Source organism: Pseudomonas cichorii (genome assembly GCF_019719005.1).
Taxonomy (GTDB): domain Bacteria; phylum Pseudomonadota; class Gammaproteobacteria; order Pseudomonadales; family Pseudomonadaceae; genus Aquipseudomonas; species Aquipseudomonas cichorii_E.
Genome location: NZ_JAIGPJ010000028.1, coordinates 66,063 through 81,595, shown reverse-complemented (window position 1 = coordinate 81,595; position 15,533 = coordinate 66,063). Strand labels below are relative to the sequence as shown.

The window sequence follows — 15,533 nt, the reverse complement described above, 5'->3', positions numbered from 1 at the left end:
TGGCGGTGAGCTTGAATGATTCTGTGTACTTACTCATAACGTCCCCCAAGGGTTGGATGGGTGTCCAACTTTTTGGGGGCAGTTCACTATGTGGGAGCGACTTCAGTCGCGAAGAGCCCTACTTCACAATCGGCAAACTGGTCGTGGACTTGATCTCGGATAACGCCACGGTCGAGTTCACTTCCTGAATCCCCGGCACCAGCGACAGTTTTTCAAAGAAAAACCGCTCATACGCCTCGATATCCGACGTCACGATGCGCAGCAGGAAATCCACCGAGCCCATCAGCACGTAACACTCCAGCACCTCAGGGAAGCCGCGGATCGAATCGGTGAATTCGGTGAAATTCGAGCGCCCGTGGGCGTTGAGTTTGACCTCGGCAAAGATCTGCGTGTTGAGGCCGATTTTCTTGCGGTCCAGCAGTGTCACATTGCGCCGTATTACGCCCTCATCCTTCAGCCGCTGTATACGCCGCCAGCAGGGCGACTGCGACAAACCCACTTTCTCTGCAACCTGGGCACTGGAGAGCGAGGCATCCTCTTGCAGCAATGCCAGTATCTTGCGGTCGTAAGCATCCAGCTCAACTTGCATAAACAATCCCTTTAAAATCCATATTGCGCATTAACAATTCCAAAAAGCCCTAAACCTATTGATCATAGACCAGAAATTTCCATTTCGGCGTGCAAGAATTCCTCCACTCAATACAGGAGAGCCCAGTATGCCCAACCTTGAAGCCGTTGCAGCATCAGAACTTCGCCCGGACAGCTGGTCACCCGCCAACATGTCCTGTTGCGCACGCTATCAGGTGCTGGCCGAAGCCGAACCGGCGCTGTTGTGTCAGGTCCTGAACCTGTTTGCCCTGCAATACCTGACACCGCAGAACGTCATTGTTTCACGGCAGGACGGGTTGCTGGTCATCGATGTAACAGTCGACGGGCTAAGCTGGCATCGAGCTCAGGTGATTGGCGAAAAAATGCGCAATCTGATCGATGTATGCTCGGTGGAACTGGAGCAAATCCACGCCCCGCAAGTCACTCATCAACATGTTGCACTGGTCGCTGGCTGAAGTGTCTCGCAAACATTCGTAATTCCTGGTCGCATAGAGAGCTCAACACTGGCACGCTTGAAGACTATTCTTGCTCATCGTCCGATGATGAATTGCCTCAAGGAGCGCGCATGGCAGTCCTCGCCCCATCGTCACAGGATCGCTGGCTCGATCTGAACGACCTGCTACGTGATCTGGTCGCCCAAGGCGTCCTGAGTCAGAACGATGCAGAAACAGCCCTCACCCAGCGCCGTAGCGCGGCCAATATCCAGCTTCATCCGCTGGAGTTCATTGCGACCCTGCAGTTCGATGACCTCAAGCGCGCAGGCAAGAAGCTCGACCTGGAAACCCTGACCAACTGGCTCGCACAGCAATGTGACCAGCCGTATATGCGTATCGACCCGCTGAAAATCAATGTCGCGGCCGTTATGCCCTTGATGTCGTATGCCTTTGCCCAGCGACACAAGATCCTCGCCGTGGCCGTGGATCGCGAATCCGTGACCATCGCCAGCGCGCAACCTTATGTACGCGCCTGGGAAGAGGACCTGGCCCATGTGCTGAAGCTGACCATCAAGCGCGTGGTGGCCAACCCGGTAGATATCCAGCGCGTGACGGTGGAGTTCTTCAGACTGGCGAAATCTGTCAGCGGTGCCAATGCGACAGATCTGAAAACCAGCAACATGGGCAACTTCGAGCAACTGCTCAAGCTGGGTGCCAGCGATCAGGAACCCGACGCCAACGACGCGCATATCGTCAATATCGTGGACTGGCTGTTCCAGTACGCTTTCCAGCAACGCGCCAGCGATATCCATATCGAGCCACGCCGCGAGCAAGGCACCGTGCGCTTTCGTATCGATGGCGTGCTGCATAACGTCTACCAGTTCCCGTCACAGGTCACCATGGCGGTGGTCAGCCGCCTGAAAAGCCTGGGCCGGATGAACGTCGCGGAAAAGCGCAAGCCGCAGGACGGCAGGGTCAAGACCACCACGCCCGATGGCGGCGAAGTGGAATTGCGGCTCTCGACCCTGCCCACCGCGTTCGGCGAAAAAATGGTGATGCGGATCTTCGACCCCGAAGTGCTGCTCAAGGATTTCGATCAACTGGGCTTCTCCAGCGATGACTTGCGACGCTGGCAAGGCATGACCAATCAGCCCAACGGCATCATTCTGGTCACCGGCCCGACCGGTTCGGGCAAGACCACCACGCTCTACACCACACTCAAGAAGCTGGCGACCTCCGAGGTCAATCTGTGCACCATCGAAGACCCCATCGAGATGGTGGAACCCGCCTTCAATCAGATGCAGGTCCAGCACAATATCGACCTGTCCTTCGCCAGTGGTGTGCGAGCCCTGATGCGGCAGGACCCGGACATCATCATGATCGGCGAGATTCGTGACCTGGAAACCGCAGAGATGGCGATTCAGGCCGCGCTGACCGGCCACCTGGTGCTCTCGACCCTGCACACCAACGATGCACCCAGCGCCATCAGCCGCATGCTGGAACTCGGCGTGCCGCATTACCTGCTCAAGGCCACCATCCTTGGCGTCATGGCGCAACGTCTGGTGCGTACCTTGTGCCCGCACTGCAAGGCCCCGATCAACCTGAACGAAACCGACTGGCAGACCCTGACACGCCCCTGGCAGGCTCCGGTGCCCAGCGGCGCACATCAGGCCGTCGGCTGCGTGGAATGTCGTGAAACAGGTTACCGTGGACGAGCCGGTGTCTACGAGATCATGCTTATGTCCGACAGTGTCAAAGCCTTGATCAGCGCAGACCTCGACCTGACCGCCATGCGCCGCCAGGCCTTCAAGGAAGGCATGCGCAGCCTGCGATTGTCCGGCGCGCAAAAAGTCTCGGCGGGGCTGACGACACTGGAGGAAGTGCTGCGGGTCACGCCACAGAGCGAGCAGCGCTAGGGAAACGAACTCAATATAAAAGCGACAGGGAAAAGTTATGCAAATCGGCAGTGTAGTTCTGTTATTCGTCGGCCTGGCGGTAGCCATCGTCTTCATGGGCTTCAAGGTTGTGCCGCAGGGTTATCAATGGACGGTGGAGCGTTTCGGGCGTTATACGACCACACTGAAACCGGGGCTTAATATCATCGTGCCCGTGATGGACCGTATCGGACACAAGATCAACGTCATGGAAAGCGTGCTGGACATTCCACCTCAGGAAGTCATCACCGCCGACAACGCCACTGTGCAGATCGATGCCGTGTGCTTCTTTCAGGTGGTCAACACGGCACAGGCCGCCTATGAGGTGAACAACCTCGAACACGCCATCCGCAACCTGCTGCAAACCAATATTCGTACCGTGCTCGGCTCCATGGAGCTGGATGCGATGCTCAGCCAGCGTGACAACATCAACGAGCGCCTGCTGCGCACTGTCGATGAAGCTACAGCGCCATGGGGCATCAAGATCACTCGTATTGAAATCAAGGACATCAGCCCGCCAGCAGACCTGATGGCTGCCATGTCCGGCCAGATGAAAGCCGAGCGGATCAAGCGTGCGCAAATCCTTGAAGCCGAAGGCTTGCGCGCTTCTGCGATTCTCACCGCTGAAGGCAAGAAGCAGGCGCAGATTCTGGAGGCCGAAGGGGGTCGTCAGGCGGCCTTCCTGGAATCCGAAGCACGCGAGCGTCAAGCCGAAGCGGAAGCGCGGGCGACTCAAGTGGTATCCGAAGCCATTGCGGGCGGAAACGTGCAGGCGATCAACTACTTCGTCGCTCAGAAGTACGTCGAGACGCTGGGCAAACTGGCCTCCGCCAATAACAGCAAGGTCATCCTGATGCCGCTGGAAGCCAGTCAGGTGATCGGGGCCGTGGGCGGTATCGGAGAAATCGTCAAAGCCACCTTCAACAACCCGAAAGCCTGAGGCAAGGACGATGAATTTCCTGCAAAACCTGTCGGCCTGGGACTGGCTTGGACTGGGCACGGTGCTGCTGATCTTCGAGGTGTTCGGCGCGGGCGGGTATCTGCTGTGGATCGGCATTGCGGCAGCCTCGGTCGGCGTCCTGACGTTCGTCATGCCCGAAATGCCATGGGCCTTGCAGTTTCTGCTCTTCGCGCTGTTTTCAGTGCTGACGGCCGCCTATTGGTGGCATCGGCAACGCAGCGTGGCCCGTCCATCGGATCAGCCAGGGCTGAACATGCGCGGGCAGGAGCTGATTGGTCGCACGTTCACCGTTCAGACCGCGATTGTCGATGGACGGGGCAAGATCAAAGCGGGTGACAGCGTATGGATCGTGACAGGACCGGACGCGCCGATGGGCAGTCTGGTGAAGGTCATTGGTCAGGACGGTGTGATCTTGAAGGTCGAGGCCCACGACTTAAATTGAACTCAACCCCTGCTCCGGCTATCCAACCCCTCAGAACAACCACAGTCGGAGTAACACCATGCGCCTCAAACATGCTGTCATCACATGCGCCTTACTGTCACTTCCGGTCGGTTCAGCGATGGCCGACGGTTTCTGGCGTAACGTGATTTCTTCCGGTGCCACCACCGGTTCGACTTACCTGACCTTCAAGGATCACAAGCTGATCGTCGCCGCTCAGGATGACGCAGGCAGCTTCGTCGCCAGCGATGGCGGCATCCGCGGCCCATTCCTGGAAGCGGCTATCCAGCAGGTGCGCACTGACAATCCTGGCCTGAAAGCCACGGACATGGAACTGGCCAACGCGATCCTGGCCAAGAACCTGGTCGCCGAAAACCAGTAATCGGCCCCATGAAAAATGCCGCTCATTCGAGCGGCATTTTTTTTGCCTTCCGGTTACTCGCCGATGGCGTTTTTGTAACCGGCAGCATCCAGCAGTTTTGCCAGATCGGCGGTGGCATCGCTTGGCTTGAGCTTGAAGATCCAGGCTTCGTACGGAGTGCTGTTCAGCAGTTCCGGGCCATCGGCCAATGCTTCATTGACCGCAATCACTTCGCCAGCAACAGGCGAGTAGATATCGGAAGCAGCCTTGACCGACTCGACCACGCCCGCAGCGTCAGTGGCGGCGAAAACCTTGCCCACTTCAGGCAGCTCGACAAACACCACATCGCCCAGCGCTTCCTGAGCATGATCGGAGATACCCACGGTTACCGTGCCGTCGGATTCCAGACGCGCCCATTCGTGGCTTTCGGCGAAACGCAGTTCGGCGGGAATATTGCTCATTTAGTCATCCTCTACATCGAGTCAGCGGAAAACCCGCCAGATAGGTTAGATCAGGGTTTTGCCATGACGTACAAACGCTGGCTGCACTACACGCACCGGATACCATTTGCCGCGGATTTCGACTTCGGCCCGGTCGCCAGTCGCCATCGGAACACGTGCCAGGGCAATCGATTTGCTTAGCGTAGGAGAGAAACTACCACTGGTGATCTCTCCTTCGCCAATTTCTGCGATACGCACGACCTGACGCGCCCGCAACACGCCGCGCTCTTCGAGCACCAGCCCCACCAGTTTCGAGGCCACGCCTGCGGCACGCTCGCTTTCCAGTGCATCGCGACCGATGAAATCACGCTCTGCCGGCTCCCACGCAATGGTCCAGGCCATGTTCGAGACGAGCGGCGAAGCGTTTTCGTCGATGTCCTGCCCATACAGGTTCATGCCTGCCTCAAGACGCAATGTGTCTCGTGCGCCCAGACCGACAGGAGAAATGCCTGCGCCGACCAGATCGTTGAAAAAACCGGGAGCCTGCTCGGCTGGCAGCATGATTTCCAGACCGTCTTCACCGGTGTAGCCGGTGCGGGCAATGAACCAGTCGCCATCGTCACGGGCTTCAAAATACTTGAGCTGATGAATGGTTTCGGCGCGAGCGCTGGACACCAGTTCGGCAATCCGGCTTCTGGCCCGTGGCCCTTGAATTGCCAGCATGGACAGCCCTGTGCGCTCGATCAGCTGCACATCGAAACCGGTGAGGTGCGATTGCATCCAGGCCATGTCCTTGGCACCGGTTGCCGCATTGACCACCAGGCGATAACCGCTGGCGGTGAGGTAGACGATCATGTCGTCGACGATACCGCCACGGGTATCGAGCATGGCGCTGTACAACGCACGTCCCGGACTTTTCAGCCGTTCTACGTCGTTGGCCAGCAGGTAACGCAACCAGGCCTTTGCCTGACTGCCCATGACATCGATCACATGCATGTGAGAGACATCGAACACTCCGCAATCGCGGCGTACCTGATGGTGCTCCTCGACTTGCGATCCGTAATGCAACGGCATGTCCCAGCCACCAAAATCGACCATCTTCGCGCCAAGCGCGAGGTGCAGGTCAAAGAGTGGGGTACGCTGTCCCATGGGTTTCTCCTTCCGGGCGTGGCGAAGGTGCGGACAGGCAGATCAGAGGCAAGCCCCTCGTGAATAGAGGTATGCAGCAAATGACAGCGCGCCGAACGGTCTGACAGACCGCACCGATTGCGGCGCATTGTAGCCGTATGGGGAGTGACTAACCAATCTGACGCGCCGAGCGCCGGATCAACCCGATCACGGGCAACAGCCCGACCAGCACCAGCGTCAAGGCCGGCAGGGCCGCACGCGCCCATTCCCCCTCGCTGGTCATCTCGAAGATGCGCACAGCAAGGGTATCCCAGCCAAACGGACGCATGAGCAAGGTGGCGGGCATCTCTTTAAGGACGTCGACGAAGACCAGCAACGCGGCGCTCAATGCGCCCGGCACCAGCAGCGGCAGATACACTTTGAAAAACAACTTTGGTCCACTGACACCCAGACTGCGGGCTGCCTCAGGCAGCGAAGGCCGGATGCGCGACAGGCTGTTTTCCAGCGGCCCATAAGCCACCGCAATGAAGCGCACCAGATAGGCCAGCACCAGAGCTGACAGGCTGCCCAGCAGCAAAGGCTTGCCGGCCCCGCCCAGCCAGCCGGAGAGCGGAATCACCAGCTCCCGGTCCAGATAACTGAAGGCCAGCATGATCGACACGGCCAGCACCGAACCGGGCAGTGCATAACCGAGATTGGCCAGACTCACGCCGGAGCGAATCACCGGCGTGGGGGCCATGCGTCGGGCAAAAACCAGGATCAGCGCCACGCCGACGGTTATCAGCGCAGCGATGCCGCCCAGATAGAGGGTATGCAGGATCAGGCCGGTATAACGTTCATCCAGATCGAAACGGCCCCGCTGCCAGACCCACACGATCAGTTGCAGCATGGGCACGGCAAACGCACAGACAAAGACCAGCCCACACCAACCAGTGGCCGCCAGTGCTTTCAGGCCGCGCAGGTGATAGAGCGCCTTGCCTCGCGGTCGTTCGTTGGTCGTGCGGCTGGCACCACGGGCGCGGCGTTCGCCATAGAGCACCACCATGACCGCCAACAGCAACAGGCTTGCCAGCTGCGCCGCGCTGGACAGGCTGAAGAACCCGTACCAGGTCTTGTAGATCGCGGTGGTGAACGTATCGAAGTTGAAGACCGACACCGCGCCGAAATCCGCCAGGGTTTCCATCAGCGCCAGCGCCAAACCGGCGCCGATTGCCGGACGCGCCATAGGCAGCGCCACACGCCAGAAAGCCTGCAACGGCGACTGCCCCAGCACCCGCGCAGCTTCCATCAGGCCTTTGCCCTGGGCCAGGAAAGCCGTGCGCGCCAGCAGATAGACGTAGGGATAGAACACCAGCACCAGAACGATGATCACCCCGCCCGTGGAACGCACACGAGGCAGTCGCAGGCCGCTGCCGAACCATTCCCGCAGCAGGGTTTGCACCGGGCCGGAGAAATCCAGCAGGCCGACAAACACAAAGGCGAGCACATACGCCGGAATCGCGAACGGCAGCATCAAGGCCCAGTCCAGCCAGCGCCTGCCGGGAAACTCACAGAGGCTGGTCAGCCACGCCAGACTGACACCCAGCACCGTGACACCGACGCCAACACCCAGCACCAGAATCAGCGTGTTGCTCAACAGCCGCGCCATCTGGGTTTCCAGCAAATGGGACCAGATCTCGCGGTCGATAGTCTCCCAGGACAGCAACAGCACGCTCAGCGGCAGCAGCACCAGGGCAGCGATGGCAAAAACCAGGAGATACCAACGGCGTTGGGCGGGATGGGCCAAGGGGGATTCTCGAAAATCATGGAAAACCCCGTAGGAGCGAATTCATTCGCGAATGAATTCGCTCCTACGGGGGTGTGGCGGTATTAAATCAATTCCAGCCAGCGCGATCCATCATGCGAATCGCTTCAGCCTGACGCTTGCCTGCCACTTCGACAGGAATGGTGTCAGCCTTGAAGGCGCCCCAGCTGGCAACCTCTGCCGACGGTGCGACTTTCGGATTAGCCGGAAATTCCTGGTTGGTGCCGGAGAAGATGGCTTGTGCCTCAGGCCCCGTCATCCACTCAACCAGCGCCTTGGCGGCTTCTGGGTGCGGTGCATGCTTGGTCAAGCCGATGCCCGACAGGTTGACGTGTACGCCACGGTCCGACTGGTTCGGCCAGAACAGCTTCACCGCCAGGTCAGGATTATCCTTGTGCAGGCGACCGTAGTAGTAAGTGTTGACGATACCGACGTCGCATTGCCCGGCATTGATTGCCTCAAGCACCGCGATGTCATCGGAGAACACATCGGTGGACAGGTTATTGACCCAGCCCTTGAGAATCTTCTCGGACGCTTCGGCGCCATGGGTTTCGATCAGGGTTGCCGTCAGGGACTGGTTATAAACCTTCTTGGCCGTGCGCAGGCACAGGCGCCCTTCCCAGTTCTTGTCTGCCAAGGCTTCGTAAGTGCTCAGTTCGGCAGGCTTGACGCGATCCGTCGAGTAGGCGATGGTCCGCGCCCGCAGGCTCAGGCCGGTCCAGGCATGGCTGGAAGAGCGATATTGAGGCGGGATATTGGCGTCGATCACAGGCGACGTGAACGGCTGGAGAATCCCCATCTGCTCGGCCTGCCAGAGGTTACCGGCATCGACGGTCAGCAGCAGGTCAGCCGTGGCGTTCTCGCCTTCGGCCTTGATGCGCTGCATCAGAGGCGCTTCCTTGTCGGTGATGAACTTGATCTTCACACCGGTCTTGGCCGTGTAGGCATCGAAGACCGGCTTGATCAGCTCATCGATACGCGATGAATACACCACGACCTCGTCAGCGGCCTGGGCGGTGCTGCCGAGCACTGTGAGTGTCAAAGCAGCCAGAAGACGCTTGCTAGCCTGCATGGGAGTCTCTCGCGTTCGAAAAATGAGGCGAAATGGTAGTTAATCCCATTTTCGATCACAATCGAACAGCCGCCCGAGGCGTTACCGGATGTTTCAAGCCATTACAAACGGGCAAGTTCCGGGAGCTCTCCGGACAACCCCAACGCCTCGCGCACGAACATGGCCTTGGCTTCCGGCATTTTGTTGACCACTTTCAGGCCGGTATTGCGCAGCCAGCGCAGCGGCAGCGGGTTGGCCTGGAACAGACGCTCGAAACCTTCCATGGCCGCCATCAGGGCCAGGTTGTGTGGCATGCGGCGACGCTCGTAACGGCCGAGCACACGGACATCGGCCAGTCGTTCGCCACGCTCGGCAGCATGCAGCAACACTTCGGCCAGTACCGCAGCATCCAGAAAGCCCAGGTTCACGCCCTGCCCGGCCAGCGGGTGGATGGTGTGAGCGGCATCGCCAATCAGCGCCAGCCCCGGCGCGACATAACGCTTGGCGTGACGCTGACGCAACGGCACGCACACTCGCGGATCGGCAGCCAGCACCTGCCCCAGACGGCCCTCGAAAGCCCGCTCCAGTTCGCGACAGAAAGTTTCGTCATCCAGCGCCATCAGGCGCTCGGCTTCAAGCGGCGTCACCGACCAGACGATGGAACACCAGTGCTCTTCTTCATGCTCCAGCGGCAGGAACGCCAGCGGACCATCGTCGGTAAAACGCTGCCAGGCGGTCTTGCGATGGGAGTCGGCCGTTCGCACGCTGGTGACAATGGCGTGATGCAGATAATCCCATTCCCGGGTCGGTGTGCCTGTCAGGCGGCGTACAGCCGAATTGGCACCATCGGCAGCAATGACCAGAGGCGCACGCAACTGGCGACCGTCGGCCAGGGTCAGCAGCCAGTCGTCACCGGAATGGCGCATGTGCTCCAGACGGGCATTGGCCAGTAAACCGATATCGCTGTCGTGCAGCCGTTCCAGCAGAGCGTCCTGCACCACGCGGTTCTCGACGATATGACCCAGCACTTCAGCATGCACGCTGGACGCTGAGAAATGGATTTCTCCAGTGCCGCTGCCGTCCCACACATGCATCTGCCCATAAGGGCTGACGCGACGGGCGGCGATGCCTTCCCAGACATCAAGACGCTGCAGAATCCGCTGGCTGGCCGCCGATAGCGCACTGACGCGAGGCTCGAAGGACGATTGCGAGTCGAAGGGTTTGACGCTCAGCGGGCCGCCATCGACCACCACCACATCCAGGCCGCTGCCTTGCAAGGCCAATGCAAGGGCGCTGCCGACCATTCCGGCTCCGACAATCAGCACATCTGCGCGGGTTTCCATGCTTAGATCGTTCTCGCTTGCGGCCGTGGCCGTGTTCTGAAAGTTTGTGGGTCACACATCGGATCGAGTCCCCAGGCCCATGGCCTGACGGGCGAACCAGCGTTTGGCCGGTGGCAGCAGATCCAGCCCCAGCAACCCCAGGTTGCGGCCTGCGGTGACCACAGGCTGTGTGCTGCCGAACAAGCGGGTTACCTTGTCGGAAAAGCCCACGGTCATCTGTTGATCGAGGCGCTGCCGTTCACGATAGGCCAGCAGGGTCGACAGGTCGCCCGGTAATTTGTCGCTTTCCAGCAATGCGTCAGCCAGTGCGTCGGCATCGCGCAACGACAGGTTGAAGCCCTGTCCGGCAATCGGGTGCAGGCTGTGGGCGGCATTGCCCAGCACGACCAGATGCGAACGAACCTGCTCTTCGGCTTCCACCAGGGAAAGCGGATACACATGCCGCGAACCGACCTGACGCAAGGTGCCCAGGCGGTAACCGAATACATTCTGCAGTTCACTGAGGAAGCTGCGGTCATCCAGCGCCGCAAGCCGCTGGGTGTCGTTGCCCTTGCGGGTCCAGACCAGCGCGCAGCGGTTTTCCGGCAATGGCAACAGAGCCATGGGACCATCATCGGTGAAGCGCTCGAACGCCTGCCCGCAATGGGCTTCGCTCGGGGTGATGTTGGCGATCAAGGCGCTCTGATCATAGGAGCGTTCGCGCACGCCAATACCCAACTGTTCGCGCAGGCTGGAGCGGCCGCCATCGGCGAGCACCGCCAGATCACATTCCAGTTCGGTTTCATCATTCAATGTCAGTCGATAGCCATCGGCCAACGCCTGCATGCGCGTAACCTCGGCAGGCACGCGCCACGTGACGACTTCACGATCCAGCCCCGCCCAGAGGCATTGGCCCAGCCAGGCGTTTTCCACCACATAACCCAGCGCCGGCACGCCTTCTTCCATGGCGGCAAGACGGGTCGCACCGAAGCGACCGCGATCGGACACCTGAATCTGCATGATGGGTTCGGCGCGCCGGGTAATCTGATGCCACAGGCCAAGGCGTTCATAAATGCGCCGCGCCCCGAACGACAGCGCCGAAGAGCGTGCATCGTAGCTGGGCTGATAGCTGTCACCGGGGGCGAAAGGTTCGATCAGGACGATTTTCCAGCCGCGCGCCTTTGCGCCCGCCTGCAAGGCCAGAGCGAGGCTGGCACCCACCAGACCGCCACCGATGATGGCAAGATTGAAGCGGCTCATGCGACCTGAGCCTGTGCAGCGGCCATCAGGGCCTCGATTTCAGCGACAGTCTTGGGCACGCCACCGGAAAGAATTTCACACCCCTTCTTCGTCACCACTACGTCATCCTCGATTCGCACACCAATACCTCGCCATTTTTTCGCGACGTTCTGATTGTCGGGAGAGACATAAATCCCCGGCTCCACGGTCAGCGCCATGCCGACTTCCAGCACCCGCCATTCACCACCGACCTTGTATTCGCCGACGTCATGCACATCCATGCCCAGCCAGTGCCCGGCACGATGCATGTAGAACGCTTTGTACGCCTCGGTCTCGATCAACTCGTCCACATCGCCCTGCAACAAGCCCAGTTCAACCAGCCCGGTCGTAATGACCCTGACCGTTGCTTCATGGGCCTGGTTCCAGTGCTTGCCGGGGCCAATGGCCGCAAACGCTGCTTCCTGAGACTTGAGCACCAGTTCGTAGATAGCTTTCTGCTCTGCCGAGAATTTCCCGCTGACCGGAAAGGTGCGGGTGATGTCGCTGGCATAGCAGTCAATCTCGCAACCGGCGTCGATCAACACCAGATCGCCCTCCTTGAGCGGCGCGTCGTTTTGCTGATAGTGCAGGATGCAGGCATTACGGCCCGAAGCGACGATGGAGCCGTAAGCCGGCATCTTTGCCCCGCCCTTGCGAAACTCGTAATCCAGCTCGGCTTCCAGGCTGAACTCATATAGCCCGGCACGGCTGGCCTGCATCGCACGGATGTGGGCACGAGCGGAAATCTGCGCAGCCTCGCGCATGACCTTCACTTCCGCTGCCGATTTATACAGGCGCATATCATGCAGCAGATGATCCAGCGCAACGAACTCGTTCGGCGGCTGCGCACCCAGGTGGGCCTTGGAGCGAATCGTATTGATCCACTCCATCAGATGCCGGTCGAATTCAGGGTTGCTGCCCATGGCCGAATACACCCGCTCGCGACCTTCGATCAGGCCCGGCAGGATGTCGTCGATATCGTTGATCGGGAAGGCATCGTCGGCACCGAAATCCCGAATGGCACCTTCCTGACCGGCCCGCAGCCCGTCCCATAATTCGCGCTCCGGGTTGCGCTCACGGCAGAACAGCACGTACTCGCCATATTCACGCCCCGGAATCAACACCACTACCGCTTCGGGCTCGGGAAAGCCGCTCAGGTACTGGAAATCGCTGTCCTGCCGGTAGACATGCTCGACATCACGATTGCGAATCGCAACAGCCGCGGCCGGAAGAATGGCGATGCTGTTGGGCACCATCTGGGCCATCAGGGCCTTGCGTCGGCGGGCGTATTCGGACTTCGGGATAGAGATCATGGGCAGACGGGGTCCCTTGGTGGAGCGAGCCGGTCAGGTCTGTCGAAACCCTGCCGACGCGCCGTGATGAGCAATCAGTGCAGGGAAGGCTTGGGCTGTGGCGCAACGGCCTTGCTGCATTCGGTGAACAGCAGCAGTGGCGCAACGCGCAGGTATTCCATGACTTCCATGTAATCGCTTTCGCCGTCTTCGGATTCTTCCAGTGCATCCTGAACCTGAGCGATTGCAGCCAAGTCCTGTAACACTTCAGTGGCTTCGATGCTCAGCACAGCATCTCCGACCGCCAGGCCAAAGCCCGACAGGAAACCCTGACACCATTGACCCAGCGCAGCAGCGCGCTCGGCCAGCGGCTCGTCATCGCCGGGCAGCAACAGCACAACTGTCATGTCATCGCCGGTGAGTTCGCCCTTGACCATCTCCTGCAGGCCAATCAGCGCCTGGCGAACGTTGTCCTCAGGCTCGGTTTCAAGCAGTACGGAAGCATCGGCAAACCAGCCTTCGCTATCGAAGCCGGCACCGGCGCAACTACGCCCGAGCAACAGGCCGTGCAGTTCGGCAGGAGAAACCGGATGGCCACTGGTATTGAGCAGAGTGGCAAATGCTTTGTACGGGGAATTCTGAATGGGCATGGGCAGCTAGTCGCCAAACGGCGCAATGTCTAGAATGAAGGCCTTGTATCCTAGACTATCCGCGCAACAAGATCATCAACACGGCGGTTAGAGGCAGTGGCGTTAACTGACTCCGTGCCATTCATCAGAAAGTACTCAGTGGAAAACAATGGAAGACACCGATCTGCAAGCCCTGATGAACCGGCTGGAATTGCTGCTCAAACACATTGAGCAACTTAAAAGCCAAAATGCACTCCTATTAGCTCAGGAAAAATCCTGGCGCGAGGAACGCGCCCACCTCATCGAAAAGAACGAAATCGCCCGGCAGAAGGTCGAGTCCATGATTTCGCGCCTCAAGGCCCTGGAGCAAGACTCATGAGTAATGGCAACAGCGTTACCGTTCAAATCCTCGACAAGGAATATTCGATCATTTGCCCTCAGGAAGAGCGCACCAACCTGGTCAGCGCCGCCCGCTACCTGGATGGCAAGATGCGTGAAATCCGCAGCAGCGGCAAAGTGATCGGCGCAGACCGCATTGCGGTCATGGCTGCCCTGAACATCACTCACGACCTGCTGCACAAACAGAATCTGCCTGACGTGCAAACCAGCGGATCGACCCGCGAACAGGTGCGCGACCTGTTGGAAAGAGTCGATCTGGTGCTGGCCACAGACACCCCGACAACACCCGATTCACCTCGTAGCTGATTATTTGCGGACGTTTCTGTATACTTGCGCCGCTCCCTGGAGTGCTTGCCAGTCGGTCATGTCCCTGAGCCGATACGCACAACCATGGGGGTTGCACGTTGGGGTCGGTGTGCATGTCCGCTTGACGGAAAGCCTTAAGACCTCCTGCAATCACCACCTTGAACTTTCGGGTTCAAGGGCTAAACCGACAGCGGTTCGTCGGGGAGTCCTCATTCAATCCATTGCCAGTCCAGCTGTCTGGCAATGTCGATTCCGTATCTGGTTTCAACCTCACGGATCAGCCTGCATGACCTTGCGCTCATGACCAGCAACCCGACACTCACACGCCCGCAACTGCGCCGCCAGCTACGCAAGGCGCGTCGTGCCTTGAGTCCTGGCCAGCAACGCGCAGCCGCTCGCGGCCTGTATCGCCAACTGGCACAACATCCCCTGTTTCGCCGCGCCCGACATGTCTCGCTGTATCTGCCCATGGACGGCGAGATCGATCCACGGCTTTTGCTGCGGGCCGCACAACGCCGGGGCAAGGCCACTTATCTGCCGGTGCTGAATGCCTGGCCACGTACCAGAATGGTTTTCCAGCGCGTGCGCCCTGGCGAGAAATTCATCCCCAACCGTTTTCGCATCCCGGAGCCTCGCATCAACCGCGCACGGCAACGCAGGATCTGGGCGCTGGATCTGATCCTGATGCCTCTGGTCGGGTTCGATGATGAAGGCGGACGCCTCGGGATGGGTGGCGGTTTCTACGACCGCAGCCTGGCGTATCTGGCACGCAGAAAAACCTGGAAAAAACCGCTGCTGCTGGGCATGGCCCATGAGTGCCAGAAGGTCGAACGACTCGCACAGGCAAGCTGGGACGTACCGTTGCAAGGCACGGTATCGGACAAACGCTGGTATCTGGCACAACAGGAAGGGAAGTGACGCGACGGGAGCTACAGGCATAGCCCCCGGAAAAGAAAGAAGCTTAAAACATCAATACCGCCCAGGTACCTTTTGTTGCTGCTGAGTGATCTCGACAGGTGCATCGACCTTGTTGCTCCACAAGCTCTGCGCATAACCGGTAGTCACGATACCCAAGCCGAACAATGCCACTAAAACCCACAGTAAATCCGGCTTGCGTTTCATTGACTGCCCTCCTTCGACAAATCA

The 15,533-nt window shown here is 59.5% G+C and carries 18 protein-coding genes and 1 other RNA gene; 9 read left to right on the top strand and 10 right to left on the bottom strand.

Annotated features, from left to right (window positions below; genetic code table 11):
• Positions 1-118 precede the first annotated feature (118 nt).
• Positions 119-589 (bottom strand): Lrp/AsnC family transcriptional regulator, encoded by a 471-nt coding sequence (locus tag K5D32_RS19025; RefSeq protein WP_025258022.1) that lies wholly within the window; start codon positions 587-589, stop codon positions 119-121.
• Positions 590-716: 127 nt separating this feature from the next.
• Here K5D32_RS19025 and K5D32_RS19020 point away from each other — a divergent pair, with 127 nt between their 5' ends.
• From K5D32_RS19020 to K5D32_RS19000, 5 genes are all read left to right on the top strand, one after another.
• Positions 717-1,064 carry a hypothetical protein gene (locus K5D32_RS19020; protein ID WP_221601420.1) on the top strand — a complete coding sequence of 116 codons (348 nt, stop codon included), beginning with the start codon at positions 717-719 and terminating at the stop codon, positions 1,062-1,064.
• A 110-nt stretch (positions 1,065-1,174) separates the two neighbouring features.
• Positions 1,175-2,959: a GspE/PulE family protein gene (locus K5D32_RS19015; protein ID WP_025258020.1), complete on the top strand. Its 1,785-nt coding sequence runs from the start codon at positions 1,175-1,177 to the stop codon at positions 2,957-2,959.
• A gap of 37 nt (positions 2,960-2,996) precedes the next feature.
• Positions 2,997-3,917 carry an SPFH domain-containing protein gene (locus K5D32_RS19010; RefSeq protein WP_221575470.1) on the top strand — a complete coding sequence of 307 codons (921 nt, stop codon included), beginning with the start codon at positions 2,997-2,999 and terminating at the stop codon, positions 3,915-3,917.
• Positions 3,918-3,927: 10 nt separating this feature from the next.
• Complete coding sequence (locus K5D32_RS19005; protein ID WP_221594502.1) at positions 3,928-4,380, top strand: NfeD family protein; 453 nt, start codon at positions 3,928-3,930, stop codon at positions 4,378-4,380.
• A 58-nt stretch (positions 4,381-4,438) separates the two neighbouring features.
• A complete protein-coding gene (locus K5D32_RS19000) occupies positions 4,439-4,759 on the top strand; it encodes a DUF2388 domain-containing protein (RefSeq protein WP_221529428.1) in 321 nt (106 codons plus the stop codon).
• Positions 4,760-4,812: 53 nt separating this feature from the next.
• Here the strand turns inward: K5D32_RS19000 and gcvH are convergent, their stop codons facing one another.
• The 8 genes from gcvH to K5D32_RS18960 form a co-directional block, all read right to left on the bottom strand.
• Entirely contained in the window at positions 4,813-5,199 is a 387-nt protein-coding gene (gene gcvH / locus K5D32_RS18995) for a glycine cleavage system protein GcvH (RefSeq protein ID WP_221601419.1), read from the bottom strand.
• A gap of 45 nt (positions 5,200-5,244) precedes the next feature.
• Positions 5,245-6,327 carry a glycine cleavage system aminomethyltransferase GcvT gene (gene gcvT, locus K5D32_RS18990; protein WP_025258015.1) on the bottom strand — a complete coding sequence of 361 codons (1,083 nt, stop codon included), beginning with the start codon at positions 6,325-6,327 and terminating at the stop codon, positions 5,245-5,247.
• Between the two features lie 148 nt (positions 6,328-6,475).
• The gene (locus K5D32_RS18985; RefSeq protein WP_221601417.1) at positions 6,476-8,092 is read right to left on the bottom strand and encodes an iron ABC transporter permease; all 1,617 of its coding nucleotides are present in this window, start codon (positions 8,090-8,092) and stop codon (positions 6,476-6,478) included.
• A gap of 88 nt (positions 8,093-8,180) precedes the next feature.
• On the bottom strand, positions 8,181-9,182 hold the full coding sequence (locus K5D32_RS18980; protein WP_221594504.1) for an extracellular solute-binding protein: 1,002 nt from the start codon (positions 9,180-9,182) through the stop codon (positions 8,181-8,183).
• Positions 9,183-9,283: 101 nt separating this feature from the next.
• Complete coding sequence (locus K5D32_RS18975; protein WP_221601415.1) at positions 9,284-10,504, bottom strand: 2-octaprenyl-3-methyl-6-methoxy-1,4-benzoquinol hydroxylase; 1,221 nt, start codon at positions 10,502-10,504, stop codon at positions 9,284-9,286.
• A gap of 51 nt (positions 10,505-10,555) precedes the next feature.
• Positions 10,556-11,743 (bottom strand): 2-octaprenyl-6-methoxyphenyl hydroxylase, encoded by a 1,188-nt coding sequence (gene ubiH, locus K5D32_RS18970; RefSeq protein ID WP_221594506.1) that lies wholly within the window; start codon positions 11,741-11,743, stop codon positions 10,556-10,558.
• Positions 11,740-13,074 carry a Xaa-Pro aminopeptidase gene (gene pepP, locus K5D32_RS18965; protein ID WP_221575463.1) on the bottom strand — a complete coding sequence of 445 codons (1,335 nt, stop codon included), beginning with the start codon at positions 13,072-13,074 and terminating at the stop codon, positions 11,740-11,742. Before pepP ends, ubiH begins: the two co-directional genes overlap by 4 nt.
• 74 nt (positions 13,075-13,148) lie before the next feature.
• Positions 13,149-13,703, bottom strand: a complete 555-nt coding sequence (locus K5D32_RS18960; protein WP_198728133.1) for a YecA family protein — start codon at positions 13,701-13,703, stop codon at positions 13,149-13,151.
• A 148-nt stretch (positions 13,704-13,851) separates the two neighbouring features.
• Here K5D32_RS18960 and K5D32_RS18955 point away from each other — a divergent pair, with 148 nt between their 5' ends.
• The 4 genes from K5D32_RS18955 to K5D32_RS18940 all read left to right on the top strand — a co-directional run bounded on the left by K5D32_RS18955 (position 13,852) and on the right by K5D32_RS18940 (position 15,305).
• Positions 13,852-14,061, top strand: a complete 210-nt coding sequence (locus tag K5D32_RS18955) for a TIGR02449 family protein (RefSeq protein ID WP_025258008.1) — start codon at positions 13,852-13,854, stop codon at positions 14,059-14,061.
• Positions 14,058-14,387 (top strand): cell division protein ZapA, encoded by a 330-nt coding sequence (locus K5D32_RS18950; RefSeq protein ID WP_025258007.1) that lies wholly within the window; start codon positions 14,058-14,060, stop codon positions 14,385-14,387. Before K5D32_RS18955 ends, K5D32_RS18950 begins: the two co-directional genes overlap by 4 nt.
• Positions 14,388-14,417: 30 nt before the next feature.
• Positions 14,418-14,596, top strand: a non-coding RNA gene (gene ssrS / locus K5D32_RS18945) — 6S RNA.
• Positions 14,597-14,687: 91 nt separating this feature from the next.
• Positions 14,688-15,305 carry a 5-formyltetrahydrofolate cyclo-ligase gene (locus K5D32_RS18940; RefSeq protein ID WP_221601422.1) on the top strand — a complete coding sequence of 206 codons (618 nt, stop codon included), beginning with the start codon at positions 14,688-14,690 and terminating at the stop codon, positions 15,303-15,305.
• A 51-nt stretch (positions 15,306-15,356) separates the two neighbouring features.
• Here K5D32_RS18940 and K5D32_RS18935 read toward each other — a convergent pair whose 3' ends face one another.
• Positions 15,357-15,509: a hypothetical protein gene (locus K5D32_RS18935; RefSeq protein ID WP_221575462.1), complete on the bottom strand. Its 153-nt coding sequence runs from the start codon at positions 15,507-15,509 to the stop codon at positions 15,357-15,359.
• Between the last annotated feature and the right edge of the window lie 24 nt (positions 15,510-15,533).